At 40.7% G+C, this 19,478-nt stretch carries 16 protein-coding genes and 1 pseudogene; 15 read left to right on the top strand and 2 right to left on the bottom strand.

Going from position 1 to position 19,478, the window contains the following annotated elements:
• Window positions 1-89: 89 nt before the first annotated feature.
• The 13 genes from L2744_RS14495 to L2744_RS14555 all read left to right on the top strand — a co-directional run bounded on the left by L2744_RS14495 (window position 90) and on the right by L2744_RS14555 (window position 14,061).
• Window positions 90-1,415, top strand: a complete 1,326-nt coding sequence (locus tag L2744_RS14495; protein WP_248992583.1) for a motility associated factor glycosyltransferase family protein — start codon at window positions 90-92, stop codon at window positions 1,413-1,415.
• Window positions 1,415-1,654, top strand: a complete 240-nt coding sequence (locus L2744_RS14500) for a hypothetical protein (RefSeq protein ID WP_248992584.1) — start codon at window positions 1,415-1,417, stop codon at window positions 1,652-1,654. The genes L2744_RS14495 and L2744_RS14500 overlap by 1 nt, the downstream gene beginning before the upstream one ends.
• 76 nt (window positions 1,655-1,730) lie before the next feature.
• The gene (locus L2744_RS14505) at window positions 1,731-2,597 is read left to right on the top strand and encodes an N-acetylneuraminate synthase family protein (protein WP_248992585.1); all 867 of its coding nucleotides are present in this window, start codon (window positions 1,731-1,733) and stop codon (window positions 2,595-2,597) included.
• A 35-nt stretch (window positions 2,598-2,632) separates the two neighbouring features.
• Window positions 2,633-3,469 carry a transketolase gene (locus L2744_RS14510; protein ID WP_248992586.1) on the top strand — a complete coding sequence of 279 codons (837 nt, stop codon included), beginning with the start codon at window positions 2,633-2,635 and terminating at the stop codon, window positions 3,467-3,469.
• Window positions 3,462-4,436, top strand: coding sequence for a transketolase family protein (locus L2744_RS14515; protein ID WP_248992587.1), 975 nt, complete (start codon window positions 3,462-3,464; stop codon window positions 4,434-4,436). Before L2744_RS14510 ends, L2744_RS14515 begins: the two co-directional genes overlap by 8 nt.
• Complete coding sequence (locus L2744_RS14520) at window positions 4,426-5,175, top strand: SDR family NAD(P)-dependent oxidoreductase (protein ID WP_248992588.1); 750 nt, start codon at window positions 4,426-4,428, stop codon at window positions 5,173-5,175. The genes L2744_RS14515 and L2744_RS14520 overlap by 11 nt, the downstream gene beginning before the upstream one ends.
• Entirely contained in the window at window positions 5,168-6,286 is a 1,119-nt protein-coding gene (locus L2744_RS14525; RefSeq protein ID WP_248992589.1) for an FkbM family methyltransferase, read from the top strand. Before L2744_RS14520 ends, L2744_RS14525 begins: the two co-directional genes overlap by 8 nt.
• Window positions 6,287-6,464: 178 nt before the next feature.
• A complete protein-coding gene (locus tag L2744_RS14530) occupies window positions 6,465-7,475 on the top strand; it encodes a class I SAM-dependent methyltransferase (RefSeq protein WP_248992590.1) in 1,011 nt (336 codons plus the stop codon).
• The gene (locus L2744_RS14535; RefSeq protein ID WP_248992591.1) at window positions 7,475-8,701 is read left to right on the top strand and encodes an ATP-grasp domain-containing protein; all 1,227 of its coding nucleotides are present in this window, start codon (window positions 7,475-7,477) and stop codon (window positions 8,699-8,701) included. The genes L2744_RS14530 and L2744_RS14535 overlap by 1 nt, the downstream gene beginning before the upstream one ends.
• A 9-nt stretch (window positions 8,702-8,710) precedes the next feature.
• Entirely contained in the window at window positions 8,711-10,645 is a 1,935-nt protein-coding gene (locus L2744_RS14540; protein ID WP_248992592.1) for a polysaccharide deacetylase family protein, read from the top strand.
• The gene (locus L2744_RS14545; protein ID WP_248992593.1) at window positions 10,642-12,372 is read left to right on the top strand and encodes a cytidylyltransferase domain-containing protein; all 1,731 of its coding nucleotides are present in this window, start codon (window positions 10,642-10,644) and stop codon (window positions 12,370-12,372) included. The genes L2744_RS14540 and L2744_RS14545 overlap by 4 nt, the downstream gene beginning before the upstream one ends.
• Window positions 12,359-13,474: an ATP-grasp domain-containing protein gene (locus L2744_RS14550; RefSeq protein WP_248992594.1), complete on the top strand. Its 1,116-nt coding sequence runs from the start codon at window positions 12,359-12,361 to the stop codon at window positions 13,472-13,474. The genes L2744_RS14545 and L2744_RS14550 overlap by 14 nt, the downstream gene beginning before the upstream one ends.
• Window positions 13,471-14,061: a class I SAM-dependent methyltransferase gene (locus tag L2744_RS14555; RefSeq protein WP_248992595.1), complete on the top strand. Its 591-nt coding sequence runs from the start codon at window positions 13,471-13,473 to the stop codon at window positions 14,059-14,061. Before L2744_RS14550 ends, L2744_RS14555 begins: the two co-directional genes overlap by 4 nt.
• A 6-nt stretch (window positions 14,062-14,067) precedes the next feature.
• Here L2744_RS14555 and pseC read toward each other — a convergent pair whose 3' ends face one another.
• Together pseC and pseB are read right to left on the bottom strand one after the other, a co-directional pair.
• Window positions 14,068-15,213 carry a UDP-4-amino-4,6-dideoxy-N-acetyl-beta-L-altrosamine transaminase gene (gene pseC, locus L2744_RS14560; protein ID WP_248992596.1) on the bottom strand — a complete coding sequence of 382 codons (1,146 nt, stop codon included), beginning with the start codon at window positions 15,211-15,213 and terminating at the stop codon, window positions 14,068-14,070.
• The gene (gene pseB, locus L2744_RS14565; protein ID WP_248992597.1) at window positions 15,210-16,211 is read right to left on the bottom strand and encodes a UDP-N-acetylglucosamine 4,6-dehydratase (inverting); all 1,002 of its coding nucleotides are present in this window, start codon (window positions 16,209-16,211) and stop codon (window positions 15,210-15,212) included. The genes pseC and pseB overlap by 4 nt, the downstream gene beginning before the upstream one ends.
• A gap of 406 nt (window positions 16,212-16,617) precedes the next feature.
• Here pseB and L2744_RS14570 point away from each other — a divergent pair, with 406 nt between their 5' ends.
• A complete protein-coding gene (locus L2744_RS14570) occupies window positions 16,618-19,077 on the top strand; it encodes a 6-hydroxymethylpterin diphosphokinase MptE-like protein (RefSeq protein ID WP_248992598.1) in 2,460 nt (819 codons plus the stop codon).
• Window positions 19,078-19,195: 118 nt separating this feature from the next.
• Window positions 19,196-19,366: pseudogene (locus L2744_RS14575) on the top strand (DUF2947 family protein); the annotation flags it as partial.
• Between the last annotated feature and the right edge of the window lie 112 nt (window positions 19,367-19,478).

The raw sequence follows: 19,478 nt of genomic DNA on the forward strand, positions 1-19,478 counted from the left end.
ATAAACATAGGTCTGGTTCGAGTCCCTGTGGAGAGACCAGATAGTGATGTCGGTAATATCGAATAACAAAAATCTTCCGGAGATACGGAATGACTGAACTATTTGCATCCAATCTCAATATCATCGCTAAGCGCTGGCCAATTGTAGCAGCGGCAGTAAAAAGTCAATCCATCGTTCACCTAGACGCACATCTCGTTAACGGCCGTAATCAAACAATCAGTGTCAATGGTATCCAACTCAGTAGCCGTCACGATCGCCTTGCAGAAGCACGGCTATTTATCAGTACACTGCCAGCAGATACCACTAAAGTTACTGTCTACGGTGTAGGTATGGGAGATGTACCCAGTTTACTTATTGATAATCCCAAATACACCTCAATTGATGTTTGCATTTTAAATCTGAGTGTTTTTGCACTGCTTCTTTGTTATACAGATCAAAGTGAATGGTTAAGTCATCCGAACATTAATTTAATTGCCCTTCCAAGCTCAGAGTTACATTTTCCCAATATTGCAATCACGCCGGATCTCACTCTTGTCAGTGATGAAAACGCCACTCTCAGAGACTTGTTGGTTATGGAGCTTAATCGTGACTTTTCGAATAGACGCCATAAAACCGATGATCCACAGATACTTCAGCGTTTTGCTGATAATCGGGTATTCATTGCTAATGATCCCGATGCTGCCGACTTAGTAAAAAGACACCATAGATACAAAGCAATAGTTATAGGTTCAGGCCCATCTTTAGAAGAACATTATCCGTATCTACAACAAATCAGCTTGAGCACATCCAGACCCTTAATTATTGCTGCGGATACGGCATTGCGTGGATTACTTCATCATAAAATTAAGCCGGATATCGTAGTCTGTATAGACGGTTTAATTGCATCGTATCACTTACCATTATCAGAAACCCATGATATAAATCTCGTATATTTTCCGAGAGTTGATCCTGATGTACTGACTCATTGGTTAGGTGAGAGATTCATTGCCTATGGGAATAGCAAGATTTACGATTCACTTGCTTATCAAACCCCCAAACTACGGCTTTTCACAAATGGCAGTGTTATTCATCCGGCTATTGATTTAGCTGTAAAATTAAATGCCAAAGAAATTACCCTGTTAGGGTGTGACTTTTGTTACTGCAATAACAAAAGTCATGCCTTTTGGAATGATCATCCCTTCGATGAGAATGATATAAAAGAACAAATATGGGTCAAGGCTATCGTTCAGAAAATAAAGGAAGCTAAACATTGGTTAATCAATGGTAAGGGCCAAAGAGTTCCTACCGATTTAAATTTAAGAGCATACCTCCGCTATTTAGAACGCTATATAGCTAAACACCCCGATGTGAAATTTTACCAAGCAAGTTTATCTGGTGCCAAAATTCGCGGTTCGCAGTATAAGGAGCTTATATAATGCCCTTAAATCTACAGGATTCACTTAGTCAAACGGCACATTTATTTAGGTTGGGTCAAGAGGCTCAGGCTTCGGTAGAGTTACGCCTATGTCTAGATCTAATAGAAAAACATTGCCCAGAGATTATTCAAAATTCAACTTTTCGGCAAATTTTACCCTTAATGCTTCAGGCTCAAGAGCAACATGATTGGCTAAACCTAGCCGATTACTTAGAGTACGAGCTGATGGCATTAATCTGAAATAGGAAAATGCACAGGCATAAAGCTTTTAGGTAATTTGCCGTTAATAAACTATCAAAGCCATTTGTGAGCAACTATGACTAAACATTCACCTGTTTTTATCGCCGAAGTCTCCAGTAACCATCATAGAGACTTGCAGCGCTGTATCGAGTTTATCAAAACAGCAGCTGACATAGGTTGTGATGCAGTAAAGTTTCAACTTTTTAAAATAGACGAACTTTTTGCTCCTGAAATCCTTGCAAAAAGTGAGACTCATCGTAAACGTAAAGATTGGGAGCTTCCCGTCAGTTTTCTGCCCCAGCTCAAGCAATCGTGCGATGAATACGGTATTCAGTTTTCTTGCACACCGTTTTACCTAGACGCGGTAGCAGAGCTTGAACCCTTTGTGGATTTCTACAAGATCGCATCCTACGAATTACTGTGGGATGCGTTACTTGTAGCCTGTGCAAAAACGGGAAAGCCAGTCGTGCTCTCAACGGGTATGGCGACGATAGAAGAAATCGATCATGCAGTAAAAACCTTGAAAGAAAATGGCACCAGTGACATTACATTGCTCCACTGTGTTTCTGCATATCCAACCCCAGAACATGAATGCAACTTAGCTGTTTTAGAAAGTTTTAGAAATCGCTATCACGTCAAAGTTGGATGGTCTGATCATACGGTTTCGAGTGCTGTACTTAACCGAGCTATGCACAAATGGCAAGCCGATGTCATAGAGTTTCATTTAGATTTAGATGAAAAAGGCGATGAATATACTTCTGGACACTGCTGGTTACCATTTCAGATTGCCCCCGTCATCCAAGGCATAAAACTTGCTGATGTGATTGATGGACATCCAGAAAAACAATTTGTTGCGAGCGAAGCCTCAGATAGAGAGTGGCGCGCTGACCCACAGGATGGCTTACGACCATTAAAACACATACGCCACAGCTTTAATGGCTAATCATTTTCAACTTGAGATATCAATGAGTAAACGTCATGACTCCAACTGAATTAATTGCACAAAAAGTGCGTAAAAATATTATCTGGTCTATTTATCATGCTAAATCAGGCCATCCAGGCGGCTCTTTATCCTGCAGTGATATTATGACTATTCTCTTTCACAAAGTCATGTCTGCACCGAGGACTAAAAACAGACTAAGTGAAGACTCTTTTATTCTATCAAAGGGGCATGCTGCCCCTACGTTATATGCTGCGGCCGCTACAAAAGGGTTATTAACCACCGCAGAACTAAAAACCCTTAGAAGTATAAATTCTCCTTTGCAGGGTCATCCTGATGTCAAACACTTACCATGGGTCGATGTAAGTACAGGCTCGCTGGGACAAGGCTTTTCTGTCGCTGTTGGTATTGCGAAAGGACTGCAATTAAAAAATAGTTCTAATAGAGTATTTACCTTACTTGGGGACGGTGAACTACAGGAAGGTCAGGTATGGGAAGCTGCTATGTTCAGCGGACATCATGGCTTATCTCAACTGACGGCAATTGTGGATTATAACAAGTTACAAAGCGATGCGAGCAATAGTGAAATCTGCAACTTAGAACCATTAATGGACAAGTGGCAATCATTTGGGTGGCAAGTGATTAATATTGACGGTCATGATCATCAACAATTATTGGCAGCATTATTAGCCGATAATGCATCATCTCAACCTAAGGTTTTGATTGCTCATACAATAAAAGGGAAAGGCATAGACTTCATGGAAAATATGCCTTTGTGGCACGGCAGTGTCACCTTATCAGAACAACAATATATAGATGCCATGACCTCCTTAGGATGTAGCTCAACCGAATTAGAGGAATACCAAAATGTCTAATGCCCCAACACTAGTAGGTCAACAATCTAACTCGCTGCGAGAAGCTTTCGGTTCTGCGCTCTCTGAATGTGCAAACACAGATCCAACAATTCTTGTATTAGATGCTGATGTTGCTGGAGGTACGGGGGCTCATCACTTCCGTAGTCAGCATAGACAACGTTTTATTCAGTGTGGTATTGCTGAGCAAAATATGGTTGGTGTTGCCGCTGGATTAGCTATTTCTGGTTACAAACCATTCGTAACAACATTTGCTACTTTTATGCTACGAGGGTTTGAGCAGATCCGTTTATCTGTTGCTTACTCAAATAAAAATGTCAAATTAGTCGCTAGCCATCCCGGTTTAGATGTTGGCCCAGATGGCGCGTCAGCTCAGTGTATTGAGGATATCGCTTGTATGCGTTCTTTACCAGGCATGGTGGTACTGTCTCCTTGTGATGCATGGGAAGTGAGAGCCGCCACCAAAGCATTAGTAAACTATTCGGGCCCAGCTTATATGCGCACCGGACGCAGTCCCTGCCCTAACGTGTTTACCGAAGAGCCAGAGTTTACAATAGGTAAAGGGTATGAACTACATTATGGTAATGATATCACAATATTAAGTTGTGGCGTTATGACACACAGAGCCCTATCTGCGGCACAAGAATTGATGACTGAAGGAATAAGTGTGCGTGTTATTCATTTGCCAACCATTAAACCTATCGATGAAAATATGATAATTAAAGCCGCACAGGAAACTTCAGCTTTGATTAGTTGTGAAGATCACAATGTGATCGGTGGACTAGGTTCAGCGATTGCTGAAGTTTTAGCTGAAAACCCTAGCGCACCACTATTTAGAATGGGACTAAATGATGTGATTGGTCGTTCAGGTGAACCTGATGAATTGGCTGCTTTTTATGGATTAGATACACCATCAATAAAAGAAAAAGCCAGGCAAGTTATCAAGAAGGTAAATAAACATGAGCAATAAGCGCTTGGTGATCATTTCCGGTGGTGCAGGAGGCGTTGGTACATCTTTAAGTACCCTTTTCTGTCAACAGGGTTATGCAGTAGCCATTGGTTACAGCAACAACCGTCAAAAAGCTGAAGAGCTTGCCTTGCAACTTAATGCCCAAGGAGCCCAAGCGTTAGCTGTTGCTATGGACTATAGCTGTCGAGACAGTATTAAAAAAGCGATTGCTAAAGTCACTGAACACTTCCAGCTACCAGTCTCAATCCTGATCAACAATGGTGCATTAGCTCAAGAAAAACAATTTGAGACTATTACTGACGACGATTGGGAACGGATGTTGAAAGTGAACCTTCAAGGTCCTTTTATCGCTGTGCAAGAGACATTAAACGATATGAGGCAACAGCAATGGGGCCGAGTGATCAATATCACAAGTATTGGTGGTCAATGGGGTGGTTTCAACCAAGTTCATTATGCCGCATCTAAGGCTGGACTAATTAATTTTACTCAATCTATATCTAAGATCTATTCCAAAGATGGAATTGCCAGTATGGCTGTAGCAATAGGCTTAGTCGCTACTGACATGTCAGCTAAAGAGCTGGCATCGGAAGCGGGTAAAGAAAAAGTCAGAAATATTCCTGCTGGACGCCTTGCTTGTGCTGATGAAGTCGCTAAACAAGTACTGCACCTTTGCCAAGAGGACTCATTTTATCTGACAGGACAGACGATTAATATGAATGGAGGTATGTATTTTGGGTAATCAAACAAAAAATGAATTATTACGCCAAGACATTCTGGCTAACTTACAGTGGTTATCTCCTGAGCAGATTCTTTCTCAGTTAGACGAAGTGATTGTATTTGGTACAGGTGGAGCTGGTGAACGCGTTACTCAAGTATTAACACAATATCAGGTTAACATTCTTTGTTATGTAGATAACGATCCGTCAAGACAGCAGCAGTTATTTCATGGTAAGCCAGTTATTTCCCCAGATCAGTTACAAAATTCTACTCACCTAGTGCTCATTGCGAGTTTATGGGCCAGAGACATTGCCCTGCAGCTTCTTCAACTTGACTGTAAATATCTAGACTTTAGTTTTTGTGTCGATTTCCCACGCTGGAAAGATCACTTTAATTGCGAAATATTTGATGCAACAAAAGCGGTTGCAATGGGACAAAAACACCTAGCTGGAGAAGACTTGTATAGTTTTCTCGGTTGTATTCGATACCGTCAAACCTATGACCCATTGCAACTTTCTACTCCATGTCACGAACATTATATGAGTAGCACTGTCGCTCCTTGCAGCGATGATGTTTATATAGATGGTGGCGCATGGCAAGGTGATACGTTATTAGAATTAAAAACGCTTTGTGGTAACGCTATCGAAGTTCACAGCTTCGAACCTGATGATGACAACAGGAAAATTCTTACGGATCTCATCGCCAAACAAAGTATCCCTCATAGCTATGTGCTAGACAAGGCGCTTTGGGATCAAGAGGCTACATTAAAATTCGTTACCTCTATCGAAGCGGTTCACACCATGCAATCGAGAGTAAGTACCGATGTTTCGGCTCATGAACAAGTTACAGAAGTATCTGCGACAACTATAGACTGTTACGCTAAAACGCTCCCGCGTAAGCCAACCTATATCAAGTTAGATATTGAAGGCGCTGAACCTCAAGCACTTAAAGGTGCAGCTATGTTAATGCGAGAAGCACCTCCAAAACTCGCTATCAGTGCCTACCATGAACCCAATCATCTATGGCAACTGATTGAGCAAATTGCTAATTCAAATTCCGACTATCATTTCTGGTTTGTTCATCATTCACAACATCTTTTTGAGTCAGTGATTTATGCAAAGGTAGATAAGTAATATGATCAGAAAATGTTTTTTATGTAACAGTGATGCTATTGAACGTATATTCTCCACAACATGGCCCCTTCCAGGGCTGTCCACTACAGAAATTGGTTTTTCGGTGTGTCCTGACTGTGGGTCAGTATGTCAAAGTCCATCTGTAAATTTCGATGAAATGATGACTTTCTACAGTTCCATGGCTGTTTATACTAATCCAGGAAGACAAGAAAACCCCTCTGATGCGAAGGTAAGAGATCTCGACGAACAGATCCAATTCATCAAACGTGGTATAGGTCACTTGCCAAGCTCCGCGTTACAAATCGGAAGTTCTGATGGATACACCTTATCCCGTTTTCGTGACGCTGGCGTTGAACGAGTATTAGGCGTCGAACCTAGCTCTGCCTCGGTAGAATTAGCCAAGCGGCTCTATCAAATAGATTGTATTGATAGCAGCGCTGAAGATTTCCAGACTGATGAGAGATTCGAACTTTTGCTCTTAACTCATGTACTGGAACACCTCTACCAGCCTCAAGAAATCTTAGCTAAGTGCCGAAAAATACAGTCAAATATTGATGAAGGCTTTATCTATATTGAAGTGCCATTGATGACAAACCCAGACAGTTTATGCCCTGGTTTTTTCTCTTTTGAACACATCAATTACTATACCAAAGAGAACCTACTTCAAAGCTTAAAGCTAGCAGGCTATTCGCCCGTTTCACTAATAGAACACTTTAACAGTAATCTGTCACCGATTATTGGGGTACTCGCTAGTACAAAAAAGCAGAACAACTATGTTTGTTTCCGTGCTGATGTTGAGGGCAATCGCCGAATTCTCAAAGATTACCACAGTAAAGAGATTAATTACTGGCAAGGCTGCTTAGATGTTGTAATGAGCAAACTGCAACAAAGTAAACGTATATTCCTCTGGGGTGCGGGGATCCACACCTGTCAATTGGTCGCAAACACCAACCTGCTTGAGTACTGCAAAGTTGATGGTCTAACCGACACTTCGTCCCTGAAATGGGGACTAAAACAAGGTGAGTGGATCTGTCAGGATCCTGCAAGTATCAATTGGCAGGAAGGAGACACTGTGTTGATTTCTTCCTATGCATCGGAAAAGGAAATTTTTAATGCCTTGTCGTGGCTTAGGGATAAAGGTGTCGAAACCTTAAAGTTGCATAGCATTGACAATATAAGAGCACGCTGATGCCAAATACAGATAAACACCTACTTATCATAGGGGCAGGCATTGAAGCCTGTGAAGGCATAAGAATTGCCAAAACTATGGGTCTTAAGCTCATAATTGCAGACGGTAATCCGGCTGCACCAGGTTTAGCTATGGCCGATTGGACCATTATAGAAAGCACCTACGATGGAAATGCCATTCTGGCTAAGACTCTGGCACTGATAACCTCTGGTGTTCGAGTGGATGGCGTTATAGCCATGTGTGCCGATGTGCCATTAAGCGTAGCAACCGTCTGTAATGCTCTGGGACTAGCGGGGTTATCACTCGAGTCTGCATTCTGGGTCTCGGACAAGCTCGCGATGAAACAACAACTCCAAAAAATGGGGATCCCGATTCCTCGTTTTTGCGCCGTGCCTAATCGAGCCTCACTTCATGCACGCGCCGATGAAATTGGCTTCCCTTTGGTGATAAAACCCGTAGACAGTCGAGGCGCTCGAGGAGTGCAACTCATTGAGCAGGCGTCGCAACTTGATGCTGCTTGGATACTCGCCCACCATGAATCACCGACTGGCAGTGTGATGCTGGAAGAATATCTCCAGGGTCCACAATTTAGTACCGAAACCCTAGTAGACAATAGCCAATGTTATACCTTAGGTTTTGCCGACCGTAACTATGAATGGCTTGAACGTACTAAGCCCTTCATCATAGAGAATGGTGGCGATGCTCCGACAGCATCAAGTGTGAGTGTTCGCTCTGCAGTCATTTCATGTGTAGAGCAAGCGGCGTTAGCGTTAGGGATCAGTTCCGGAGTAGCAAAAGGCGATATGGTATTTACCAATACAGGCCCTAAGGTGATTGAGATAGCTGGCCGCCTCTCTGGTGGCTACTTCTCGACTACTCAAATTCCGCTTGCGTGTGGAGTAAACTTTGTCGAGAAGGCCATCAAACTCGCTCTGGGGCAAAGTCTATCGGTTGAAGAAGTCACACCTTCGAAACAACAGGCGGTGGCTATTCGTTACTTGGATCTTCCTGAAGGTAAAGTCAAATCTATTCTCAATCATGATGTTGCTTCCACAGCACCTGGAGTTCAGTTACTCAAAATATTCATTACTCCGGGTTCCATCATAGCTCCGCTGTCAAATCATACTCAACGAAGCGGTTTTGTCATTACCACAGCAACCAACAAACATGAAGCAATTGAGCTAGCTCAAGCAGCGCTATCACTTGTCAAAGTGACGTATGAATAGGATAACGGCATGGCGCCAGTAAAAATTTACGCTATTTTTCATATGAATTTGGCATTCTCATCCATAGAGCAAGAATCACATCTTGAGGTAGTACAGCGATGCTATTGGCCTTTGCTGCACCTGATAGAAAGTGGGATTCCGCTCGGATTGGAAATGACGGCCTACACGCTTGAAGCAATTCAATCTGTAGACCCCGATTGGATTAAGTGCTTCAAAACGTTATTGAGTGAAAATCGTTGTGAACTTATTGCTAGTGGCGACAGCCAGATAATAGGCCCGCTAGTTCCAGCCGAGGTTAATCGTCATAATCTTCGACTTGGGCAAGTATCCTATAAAAGCATTCTAGGTTACAAACCAACAATAGCTTATCTCAATGAACAAGCTGTTTCAGCAGGGCTACTGGATATTTACCTTGAAGTTGGCTTTGATGCTGTTGTTGTGGAATGGGATAACCCATATTCGCATAATCCTGATTGGCATACTGATTTATTGAAACGTCCCCAGTCCTTAGTAACCGCTTCAGGTAATGAAATTAAGGTTATCTGGAACCATGCAATCGCATTCCAAAAGTTTCAGCGCTATGTGCATGGGGAGTTATTACTCGAAGACTATCTGCAATACCTCAATAAAGTCATACAACCTGGATGCCTTGCTTTTCCTCTCTATGGCAGTGATGCGGAAGTTTTCGATTACCGCCCAGGACGTTACAACACTGAAGCTGTTCAAGCAGAAAAAGAGTGGCAGCGCATTGACGTGCTATTTAAATCATTAAATAGCAATGCTGCATTTTTATGGCGTCCCCCCAGTGACGTAATGAAATTATGGCGTCCATCTCCTGCGTTAACACTGACTAACGCCGAACATCCTGTCTCAGTAAAGAAACAGGCAAAATATAACATTAATCGTTGGGCATTAAGTGGGCGCAATGACTTACAACTCAACAGTCAATGCTTTGCTGACTTCCAAAAACTGAATAAAGACACAGCAACCGATCATGAATGGCGGCAATTGTGCCGACGTTGGGCTAGCGATCTGCGAACTCATTTAACCCAAAAACGATTTGATGTGTTGGCAGTTCAAAAACCGACACCTAAGCCATCGACTTTAATTAGACAAAATACGCAGCTGACAAATATTCTGCCTAATAATGTCCATATTGAATTTGACGAAGCAAGACGAAAACTCAGCATACAGACGCCAGAAATCCATCTAATACTCAATGCAAACAGAGGATTGTGTATAGAGAAGTTGAGTTTTATGTCGCAAGGATTTCAGCCCATTTTAGGTACACTCTCACATGGCTACTTTGACCACATCAGCTATGGAGTTGATTTTTTTAGTAATCACTTATTGATGGAAAGATTCAGACATAGAGACAGAATTACAGATCTCAATAAAGTTGAATATCAGATTTTAAATAATGTAGATGGCTTACTTATACTCAGTCATCAATCATTACGCTCGGGTGGATTAAGCAAGTGGTATAGATTAAGTGGCGAAAACCTAACCTGTGGTTTCACTTTTGATAACCATACTCGGCCTGAAGCATCACTGCGGCTTGGGTATGTCACATTACTCGATTGCAGCCAAAGAAACTGGTACCAAACTCACTTGGGTAGCGATACCTTGGAAACCTTTCAGGCCAAAAATGATTTTAATCATGGTAATCCAATATCATCTATTGTCTCTGCTACCAGTGCACTTGGCGCTACGGCTGGAGAAGTGCGTTTCGGTTCAGGGCCTTCTGGCGTAAAACTTAAATGGGATCCAGCACTCTGTGCAGCCTTACCTATGATTTCTAGCCAAAAAATTAATAACAATTATCTTAATAGACTGTGGTTTTCACTCATAGAAGCCGATGAAACGCTTAAAGAAGATGGTTACTTACCAAGTTTCGAATACAGTATAAGTCCGTGTTCACTCCAATGTGAGACCCACAAATGAAGACCATTGCCATTGTTGGTGCTCGATTAAATTCTAGCCGCCTGTCTGGAAAGCATATGTTGCACCTAGCCGGTAAGCCTATGATTGAGCATCTATGGCGTAGGTTAACCCGCTGCAAGGAAATCGATGACATCATACTTGCCACCACGGCAGATGATTACAACCGCCCACTGGTGAATTGGGCCCAAGATAAAAATGTAAGTTGTTTTACTTTCGAAGGTGATGTTAATGATCTAATGGGGCGCCTAGATGCAGTCATAAATACATTTCAACCTCAATATATTGTCTACATATGCGGCGATTGCCCCTTGGTCGATCCAGGTTTTATCGATCATGCAATCAAAGAATTAAAACTCCATCCACTCAAAGACAGTATTGTTCTTGCTGAGGGGGTGATGAGTATTCACGAAGGTATGGCATTTTACAGCTTCACTGGCTGGAAGAAACTGTTAGCGGCGAGTCAAAGTGACATGTCTCGTGAACATGTTGGCTATGCTGATAAACTGACACCTGTATTAGAAAAACTAAGCATCATCGACAGTGACGATTTTTCTGCGATAAAACATAGGATCTCAGTCGATACCTATGCCGACTACCTTTTCATGGATAAGGTATACCAACGTTGGTTCCAAGAGAACGCTAGCGATTCTATTGTGAACTTGAAATGGGTTCAGCTACAACTTCAGGCTGATCCAGTACTGCGTGGCATCAATAGTCATGTGCGCCAAAAACGTCCAGATACACACTATAAAAGAGTACATATACTCTGTCATGTCGGGAAAGATATCGGTATGGGACATCTCAAAAGAAGTGCTTTTATCGCTAACTTACTGCAAGAACATTTATCGTTAGGAGTTACAGTACACATAGTTGGTGACAAACGCACCGACTTACCTTGGCTGCAAAGTACTGCAATATGGTACAAAAACGAACAATCGGCGCTTTCCCAAATGCTGGAAAATAGCACCGCACTCTGGATAGTAGACATTCATCCACAGTACATAGACAAGGTTCTTTTAAATTCAGCCCTTACCAAGGCAAAATCAGCAAACACTAAACTGCTGGCCATAGACAAAACCGATGCAGATATAGATTCCTTAGTGGATGCCATATTTGTACCTGCATTTTTTTGTCAGTCAGCCTCAGATAAAACAACATATGGCTGGTCGCATTACCTGTTCACACCCCAGAAAATAGTGTCCAAGGAAAAGCGAGTACTGGTCACCACTGGCGGCAGCGATGCATTGCAATATGGTTCTTGGTTACCAGCAATAATAGAAACACAGGTTCCACCCACTTATGACATAACTTGGGTGCAGGGACCCTATGCTGACAAGCCAAAATTGCCTAACCAAGAAAGATGGACTCATGTCATCAACCCTGAGAACTTACCAGAACTTATGGCAAAATCAGAAATTGTCATTTGCTGCTATGGCATTTCTCTGTTTGAGGCGATAGCATCTGGGACGATCACACTTCTACTGCCAACCGACTCACTCTGCGAGCTACAAGAACTTGATGCGCTAGAGAAGGCAGAATGTTGCCTCATTAGTCACTCACGAGAGACCATAACTCAGGATATTCAAGCGCTATTTACAGCGGAAAACCAAAAATTTAGAGAGCTATGTCTAAGTAATGCTTACCAACACTCCCTTCAAATTGATGGGGGTAACAAATTGTGCCAATTAGTTAACCATATAATCGAGGAAATTCATGTCAAGCAATGATGAATACATTCTCAGCGTAGGAGCTGGGCAGAGTCAAGTTCCTTTGATCCTAAAAATTAAGGAGATGGGCTGGAAAGTCATATCTTGTGATGCCGACGCACAAGCGCCAGGAAAGATGATTTCTGACCTATTTATCAATGTGAGTACCTATGAAGCTAAATCTATCATTGACGCCATTGTTGCAAAAGATGTCAAATTAATCGCAGTGTTAACAAGATCAACAGGCAAGCCAGTGGTTAGCTGCGCAAAGATTGCTAAACATTTTAAACTCCCTGGACTAGACATAGATAATAGTAAAATCTTCACCCACAAACAAAAATTATTACACGCTCTCAGGCAGCATGATATTGCGGCACCGAGAATATTCGATATTAATAGTCCTATTGATTATCCTGTTTTTGTAAAGCCTTCCAATACAGTAAAGTCTCACGCAGCAATGAGTCTGTGTAATTCAAGCAAAGACTTAGAGCAAGCTTACTCGAATGCAGCCTCCGTATCCTTGGATGGCTCGGTCAATATTGAAGAATACTTGCTTGGTCAAGACATAGTATCAATAGACTTTGTTTGTAACAGTCAGATATTTCACCTATGTACCATAGGAGAAATATCTAACGGACCGCCTAGTTTTGACGGGATCGGCTGGTATACTGTCTCTCAAAAATTAGACGAAGTAGCAAAAAGCCAGTTTTCACACATGAAAAATGCTTTGTCGATTCACCATGGTTTTTTTCAAACTGCAATGAAATTTAATCCCGTAAATGAGCAATGCAAAATTTATGAAGTACATGCTGAAATTGGCGGCGACAAAGTCAATGATGTGTTTATCCCGACGATAAGCAACGGCTATGATGTATTTGAAAATAACATTCACCTCGCCCTCGGAAAATTTCCGGAACCGATAAAACAAACAGTCCCCATGCTATTGCTATTTAAACAGAAACTTGAACAATATAGCATCAAATTACCAGACTCAGGATACAAAGTGTATTCAGAGATCGACGACTGTTTAATGCTCTCATTCACTTATCAATGGCAATTAAATGATTTTTTATCAAAAAATACCGGAAAATCATTCTCATTTAACACAGGAGTTTACGTATGAACTGGGACACACATTATCGGGATGTCCGAGCAAAAAAACCTTTTGTTTGGCCGGACATCAATGTCATTAGACAAATTTCGAGACTGAATCTGAAACCGGACGCGTTAGTTTTAGATCTTGGATGTGGCGAAGGACGTAATATCAGAGCGCTGTTAGAACTGGGATTTAGACAAGTGTACGGCGTAGATCAGAGTATATCAGCACTCGAAATAGTCAAATCACGTTACCAATTACCACAACAACAACTTTTATGTGGTTCGGTACCGGATGTGTTAACCCCATTCTCGGCACAACACTTTGATATGATCCTCTGTTGGGGGCTGATGCATTATCTGAAGCAACCTGAAGTTACTCTTCAGGCAATTAGCCATGTTCTTAAGTCAGGTGCAAATCTAATCATCTCCTTTAGTGCGAAGGAAGATCGCAGAAAAACTGTTGATACAGTGAAGAGCTATTATGATGAAAATGAAATACGTCAGTTAATTGAACACGCAGGATTAACCATTCAGTCAATAGGGAAAGTCACTGACGAAAATTTCACTGATGACAGAATTGAATCATACTACTGGCTAACTGCATATAAATAAAAACTATCATTGGTTTGATAGCTTAATCCTGAGCTGTGTTATTACCAAATTAAGTGCATCTCGTTCTAGTTCAGGGTATAAGGGCAGGCTCAAAATCTGCTCATAAAAATGCTCCGCTGACGGGAAATCTCCTCGTTGGAAACCTTTTTGCAGATAAAACGGCTGAAGGTGTACAGGAAAATAGTGCACATGTACTTGTATACCTGCAGCTCGCATATCGTTGAATAACTGCTTTCTTACAGAGGCATCATTTAGGCGGATAATTTGTAGATGTCTAGCACTTTGAGTATTAGGTAAGGGCTCAACCCAGCTAAAGGGTAAACCGATTAGCTGTTTACGATACTGTGCCGCTAGTTCATTTCTTTTCAAAACAAAGGTATCGAGTCGCTTCATTTGCGACACCCCGAGCGCTGCCTGTAACTCGGTCATGCGATAGTTAAATCCCAACTCATGCTGCTCATAATACCAATCACCTTCATCCGCCCTAAGCATAATAGTAGAATCTCTAACGATCCCATGGCTACGAAGCTGAACCATACGTTTAGCTAAGTCGGATTGTTGAGTAGTAACAACGCCTCCCTCTGCACTAGTGATTATTTTTACCGGATGAAAACTAAATACACAAATATCGGAATGCTGACATGCGCCTATCTTCTGGTCTTGATAGCTTCCTCCTATAGCATGGGAAGCATCCTCTAAAACACTCACAGCATACTGCTTAGCTAAATCGCCAATTGCTTGCATATCGCAGCTATGGCCTGCTAAATGAACAGGAATAATAACTTTAGGTAAACGTTCAGCATTACGTAATTTATTGGCAAGGGCTACAGGACACATGTTACCTGTTTTGGAGTCGACATCGACGAAGTCAATTTCAGCACCGCAATACAAAGCACAATTTGCCGATGCAACAAAGGTAATCGGTGATGTCCAGACTAAATCTCCAGGACCAACACCCAAGGCAAGACAAGCAATATGTAGAGCAGAAGTTGCACTATTAACGACAACAGAGAATGAGGCTCCCGTGTAATCACAAATGGCCTTTTCAAACTCAGGAACTTTAGGACCTTGAGTTAAAAAATCGGATTGTAATACTTCAACAACGGCTGCAATATCATCGGCAACAATATCATGCCTTCCATATGGAATCATGAACATGACTCCTCATCTAGTTTTAATATTTCTTCGACTGTCAAAAAATGAACATTACTACCAGAGTTATATTCGAAGCCAGAATTAACTAAAGTGCCAACTTCATTTAAAGCATTAACTGTAAAATCACTTTCACGACCAAAAAACTTAATTGATGGTGTGATAACAAAATGATCATTGAATTCTATCGTATGATGAGAATCATCACCTGGACACATAACTTCATGCATTTTTTCCCCAGGACGAATACCAACGATCTCATGTGGTAATCCATTACCATAAGCATCCGCTAAATCGGAAATTCGTATTGAAGGGATTTTAGGTACGAAAATCTCTCCACCTTGCATTCTAGAAAAATTTTTAAGAACAAAATCAACACCATCTTGGAGTGTAATCCAAAAACGAGTCATATCAGGATGGGTAATCGGAAGAGATGAAGCGCCATTAGCAATTAACTGCTTAAAATAAGGAACAACAGAGCCACGAGAACCAACGACATTCCCATATCTCACGGCAGCAAAACGTGTTTTCCCTGAACCAACGATGTTATTAGCTGCTACAAATAACTTATCAGAAGCCAACTTTGTCGCACCATAAAGATTAATAGGACTTGCAGCTTTATCAGTAGATAAGGCAATCACCTTTTTTACTTTATTGGCAATAGCAGCCTTGATAACATTCTCAGCTCCATAAATGTTTGTCTTGATACATTCCATAGGATTATACTCAGCAGCAGGCACCTGTTTTAGTGCTGCTGCATGAATAACATAATCAACATCTTGCAATGCTTGCATTAAGCGATCTGCATCGCGCACATCGCCGATGAAATAACGCATGCAGGGGTCATTAAATATCTGCTGCATTTCAAACTGCTTCAATTCATCTCTAGAAAAAATGATCAACCGTTTAGGCTTATACCTTTCTAAAATTGTTTTTGTGTATTTTTGCCCAAATGACCCAGTGCCACCTGTAATTAAAATTGTTTTGTTATCAAACATAGGGCCTCCCCAGTGGCTCAATTTAGCTTTCCATCTAGATAATGTAACTGTAGCAACCGATACAATTGACGATTTACTGCTAACGCAATCAAACCAAAGCAAAAAACAAGCCAACATGGCACAAAATCAATGCTAGAACGTAGTTTACTCACCTATAAAGCTCCATTAGTATAGGTAGTTACTCGTAAAATTTACATGATTTTATAGACTAATTTCGACTTTATTGCATCAAGTCAGCCCTTTCTAAGTAGTCAATTAACACCTGAGGGCTAAATGTCAATATAAACTGTCAAAAAAATAACATGGCGCATTTATTGCTGTTTTCTACCTGAGCAAATTTTTGCCTTGGCATATAAGATAAGAGCTCGTATTGACTTACTTGCCGACCAATAGGAATGTATAACTAATGAACAAAATATTGAATAGTTTCGCAATAAGTCGATTTAATGAATACTATTTACCTAGCATAAATCGCCATACTTTTGAAAATCTTGACTCAAAAACAATTTATAACCATAGGTTTAAAAAGGCATTTTCGCTTAAAGATAAGCTTAATATTATTATTGGAATGGACTCAGGACTGCTAGCAAGTTATGCATTAGAACAGGAAATCGCTTTAGGGTCTAAATTTATATTTATCGAATTAGATGAAGTACTACCATTATTAATTATAGATATCCCGACAGCTAAGCAAAAAAGCTTTAAAATAGTAAATGAAACTGATTTTTTAGAGCAGTTAGAGCAAGAGGATATAAAAATATATCTCGCTAAAGGAGAGTATGAGATTTATGCTTCTCTTGGTGTCACATCCCAACACCTAGAAGCCTATAACTCACTATTTAGCAGAATAGAAAACAAAGTCCAAGATGAATATTTTAATCATAGGGTTTCATTCACCCAAAAAATATTCTTTCAGACTCAACTAGAGAATATCCCAGACAATCACACACCTGCAAAGCTTCTTAGAAATAAGTTTAAAGAGAAGACTTGCTTGGTCGTTGCAGGCGGTCCATCACTGGATGATCATATTGATTGGATAATAAAAAATAATGAGAATCTTTTTATTATTGCAGTGTCACGCATAGCAGGGAAGCTAGCTAAAAATTCTATTTCAGCAGATATTATCACTTGTGTTGATCCACAAGAGTTTAGCTTTGATGTTAGTCGAGAAATTTTTGCATTGAGTGAAAATACACTTCTAGTAAACTCTTACCACGTTAGTCCAAAAGTACTTTCACAATGGCAAGGACGAAGTTTATATCTAGGCCAACGATATCCATGGAGTGGCAAAAATGATCACGATAACATCATCACAGTTGGACCGACTGTGACTAATAGTTCGATTCGCCTAGCTATTGAGATGGGGTTCAAAAAAATACTATTAAGCGGTGTTGATTATTGTTACTCAAGATCTGGATATACCCATGCTAACGGAACGGTTGAAGCTAATCTAGGTCCTAATTTAGGACATAACAACAAATGGATTGAAACCTATGCAGGCTACCAAGCTGAAGCCCCAATACAGCTTGTTCATGCGATGGAGTCACTAGCATCTGAGGCGAAAAAATATCCTAATGTTGATTTTATAAATTTGTCAGACCGTGCCGCAAAAATCGAAGGCATATCTTATGTTGCGGCAGAAGAAATTATTCTTGATGAACTTGGCAGTAAAATAATTTCTAGCCTAGAAATGTGTAACGCCGAAAATAAAAAATTAGATTTAGCTCAGTCATTAGATGAATGTAAAAAAGCCAAGGATGACCTCACAGAGCTATTAAAACTGACAAAAAAATCTTTAACTCTATCGAAGAAACTTAATTTAAACTCATTAAAATCCGATGTCATACTTAGTGAAATCAATAAAATAGAAAAAAGTATAAACTCAAAGTACCCAGAGCTGACAAGATTAATTAAAACCTATGGCTATTTTGAGTTTTCCAAATTTCTAACCACAAGAGAGACAGAAAGCTGGACTCAGTCACACATTAACGAAATGACTATACGTTACTATGACGCATTTAATACAACTTGCCATAATATTCTTAAGCTAGTGGTAAAATCCTACGAAAAAATAGTATTTAGAAAACTAGAAATTGATTCAAACTCATTAGTACCGCTCGCCCCTACCTGGTTAGAAAACCGCCAACCAGGTAGAGTTTTTTTATGGTGTAAAAACCATAAAATTTCATTATCTGACTCGCATGAAAATGTTATCTTTTCACAATTGAAAGAAAAATTTGAGGAAGATATCACTCAAGTGCGAAAAGCTTATATTGATACTCTAAATAAAGCCTCTGCAATGGAACGCGTCTATAAAAAAATTATGGGACTCAACTCTAATAAAAATAGTTATGGATTATCACTTACAGTCCAAAACTTACTTCCCTTAATTGAAACTGATACTGAGGCTAAAAGGCTGTATCACCTCGCTTTGTCATTCCAACTTAGCCTTGAGCAACAGCCAAAACAGGCATTAGAAGCTTTACTTGCCCTCCCCGAAGAACTCTGCACTGAGATGGAGTTAAAGCATATTATTTTGCTGGCACTCAAGTTGGGCAACCTTGAACTTGCGGCAGCAACACTCGTCAAAATTTTGGCTCATAGTGACGAGTATATGCCTCAGTATGCGCATATTTTGAAACTCCAAGGCAAGGTTCAAGAATCAGTCAATGTCTACCTAGATTACCTAGAGAAGTATCCATCAGATACGCAGACATGGATAAAACTTGGATTATTCATGTTTGAAATCAATCAAGTAGAGGCTTCATACACAGCATTCTCCAATGCACTAAATGCCGATCCCAATAATCAAGTAGCACGCGATTACTTATCTGAACTCACAAGGTTAATGGCGTCCAAACAATAATGAACTCAAGACCACCGGACTCAACTCTCAGGGTTCGGTGATTTCACAAATACTCCGTAAGCCCGTATAATCGGCCTCGTTTTTATATGATCTTACTGCCACATCTAGGAGATTTTGTTTGGCTCATACCTATGTACCTTTAGAGACCTATCGCCGTAAGTGGATTTTCAACCACCAAGACTTACCTGTGACCGATGAAGATAAAGCTCATATCCTACCGCTAACAGATAAAAGTGCGATGGAGGTTTGGAATCAATGGATCAGCAATAAGAGTAGCTGCGCTGAACAATCGGTGTTTTTCAAGATAGTTGTCACTCTTTGTTTAAATATTAAGCTGCATTTATTACGCCTTCTTCTGGTGCCTTATCTGGGTTGAGTGTTACAGCGCCAACCGCTTCACA

Source organism: Shewanella profunda (assembly GCF_023283765.1).
In the GTDB taxonomy this organism is placed as follows: Bacteria; Pseudomonadota; Gammaproteobacteria; order Enterobacterales; family Shewanellaceae; genus Shewanella; species Shewanella profunda.

Excerpts from the sequence above, each read along its gene's own strand:
- L2744_RS14505 (WP_248992585.1), top strand. The coding sequence starts at position 1,731 with ATGACTAAACATTCACCTGTTTTTATCGCCGAAGTCTCCAGTAACCAT.
- L2744_RS14530 (WP_248992590.1), top strand. The coding sequence starts at position 6,465 with ATGGCTGTTTATACTAATCCAGGAAGACAAGAAAACCCCTCTGATGCG.
- L2744_RS14545 (WP_248992593.1), top strand. The coding sequence starts at position 10,642 with ATGAAGACCATTGCCATTGTTGGTGCTCGATTAAATTCTAGCCGCCTG.
- L2744_RS14570 (WP_248992598.1), top strand. The coding sequence starts at position 16,618 with ATGAACAAAATATTGAATAGTTTCGCAATAAGTCGATTTAATGAATAC.
- L2744_RS14500 (WP_248992584.1), top strand. The coding sequence starts at position 1,415 with ATGCCCTTAAATCTACAGGATTCACTTAGTCAAACGGCACATTTATTT.
- L2744_RS14550 (WP_248992594.1), top strand. The coding sequence starts at position 12,359 with ATGTCAAGCAATGATGAATACATTCTCAGCGTAGGAGCTGGGCAGAGT.
- L2744_RS14520 (WP_248992588.1), top strand. The coding sequence starts at position 4,426 with ATGAGCAATAAGCGCTTGGTGATCATTTCCGGTGGTGCAGGAGGCGTT.
- pseB (WP_248992597.1), bottom strand. The coding sequence starts at position 16,211 with ATGTTTGATAACAAAACAATTTTAATTACAGGTGGCACTGGGTCATTT.
- pseC (WP_248992596.1), bottom strand. The coding sequence starts at position 15,213 with ATGATTCCATATGGAAGGCATGATATTGTTGCCGATGATATTGCAGCC.
- L2744_RS14535 (WP_248992591.1), top strand. The coding sequence starts at position 7,475 with ATGCCAAATACAGATAAACACCTACTTATCATAGGGGCAGGCATTGAA.
- L2744_RS14510 (WP_248992586.1), top strand. The coding sequence starts at position 2,633 with ATGACTCCAACTGAATTAATTGCACAAAAAGTGCGTAAAAATATTATC.
- L2744_RS14515 (WP_248992587.1), top strand. The coding sequence starts at position 3,462 with ATGTCTAATGCCCCAACACTAGTAGGTCAACAATCTAACTCGCTGCGA.
- L2744_RS14495 (WP_248992583.1), top strand. The coding sequence starts at position 90 with ATGACTGAACTATTTGCATCCAATCTCAATATCATCGCTAAGCGCTGG.
- L2744_RS14555 (WP_248992595.1), top strand. The coding sequence starts at position 13,471 with ATGAACTGGGACACACATTATCGGGATGTCCGAGCAAAAAAACCTTTT.
- L2744_RS14540 (WP_248992592.1), top strand. The coding sequence starts at position 8,711 with ATGGCGCCAGTAAAAATTTACGCTATTTTTCATATGAATTTGGCATTC.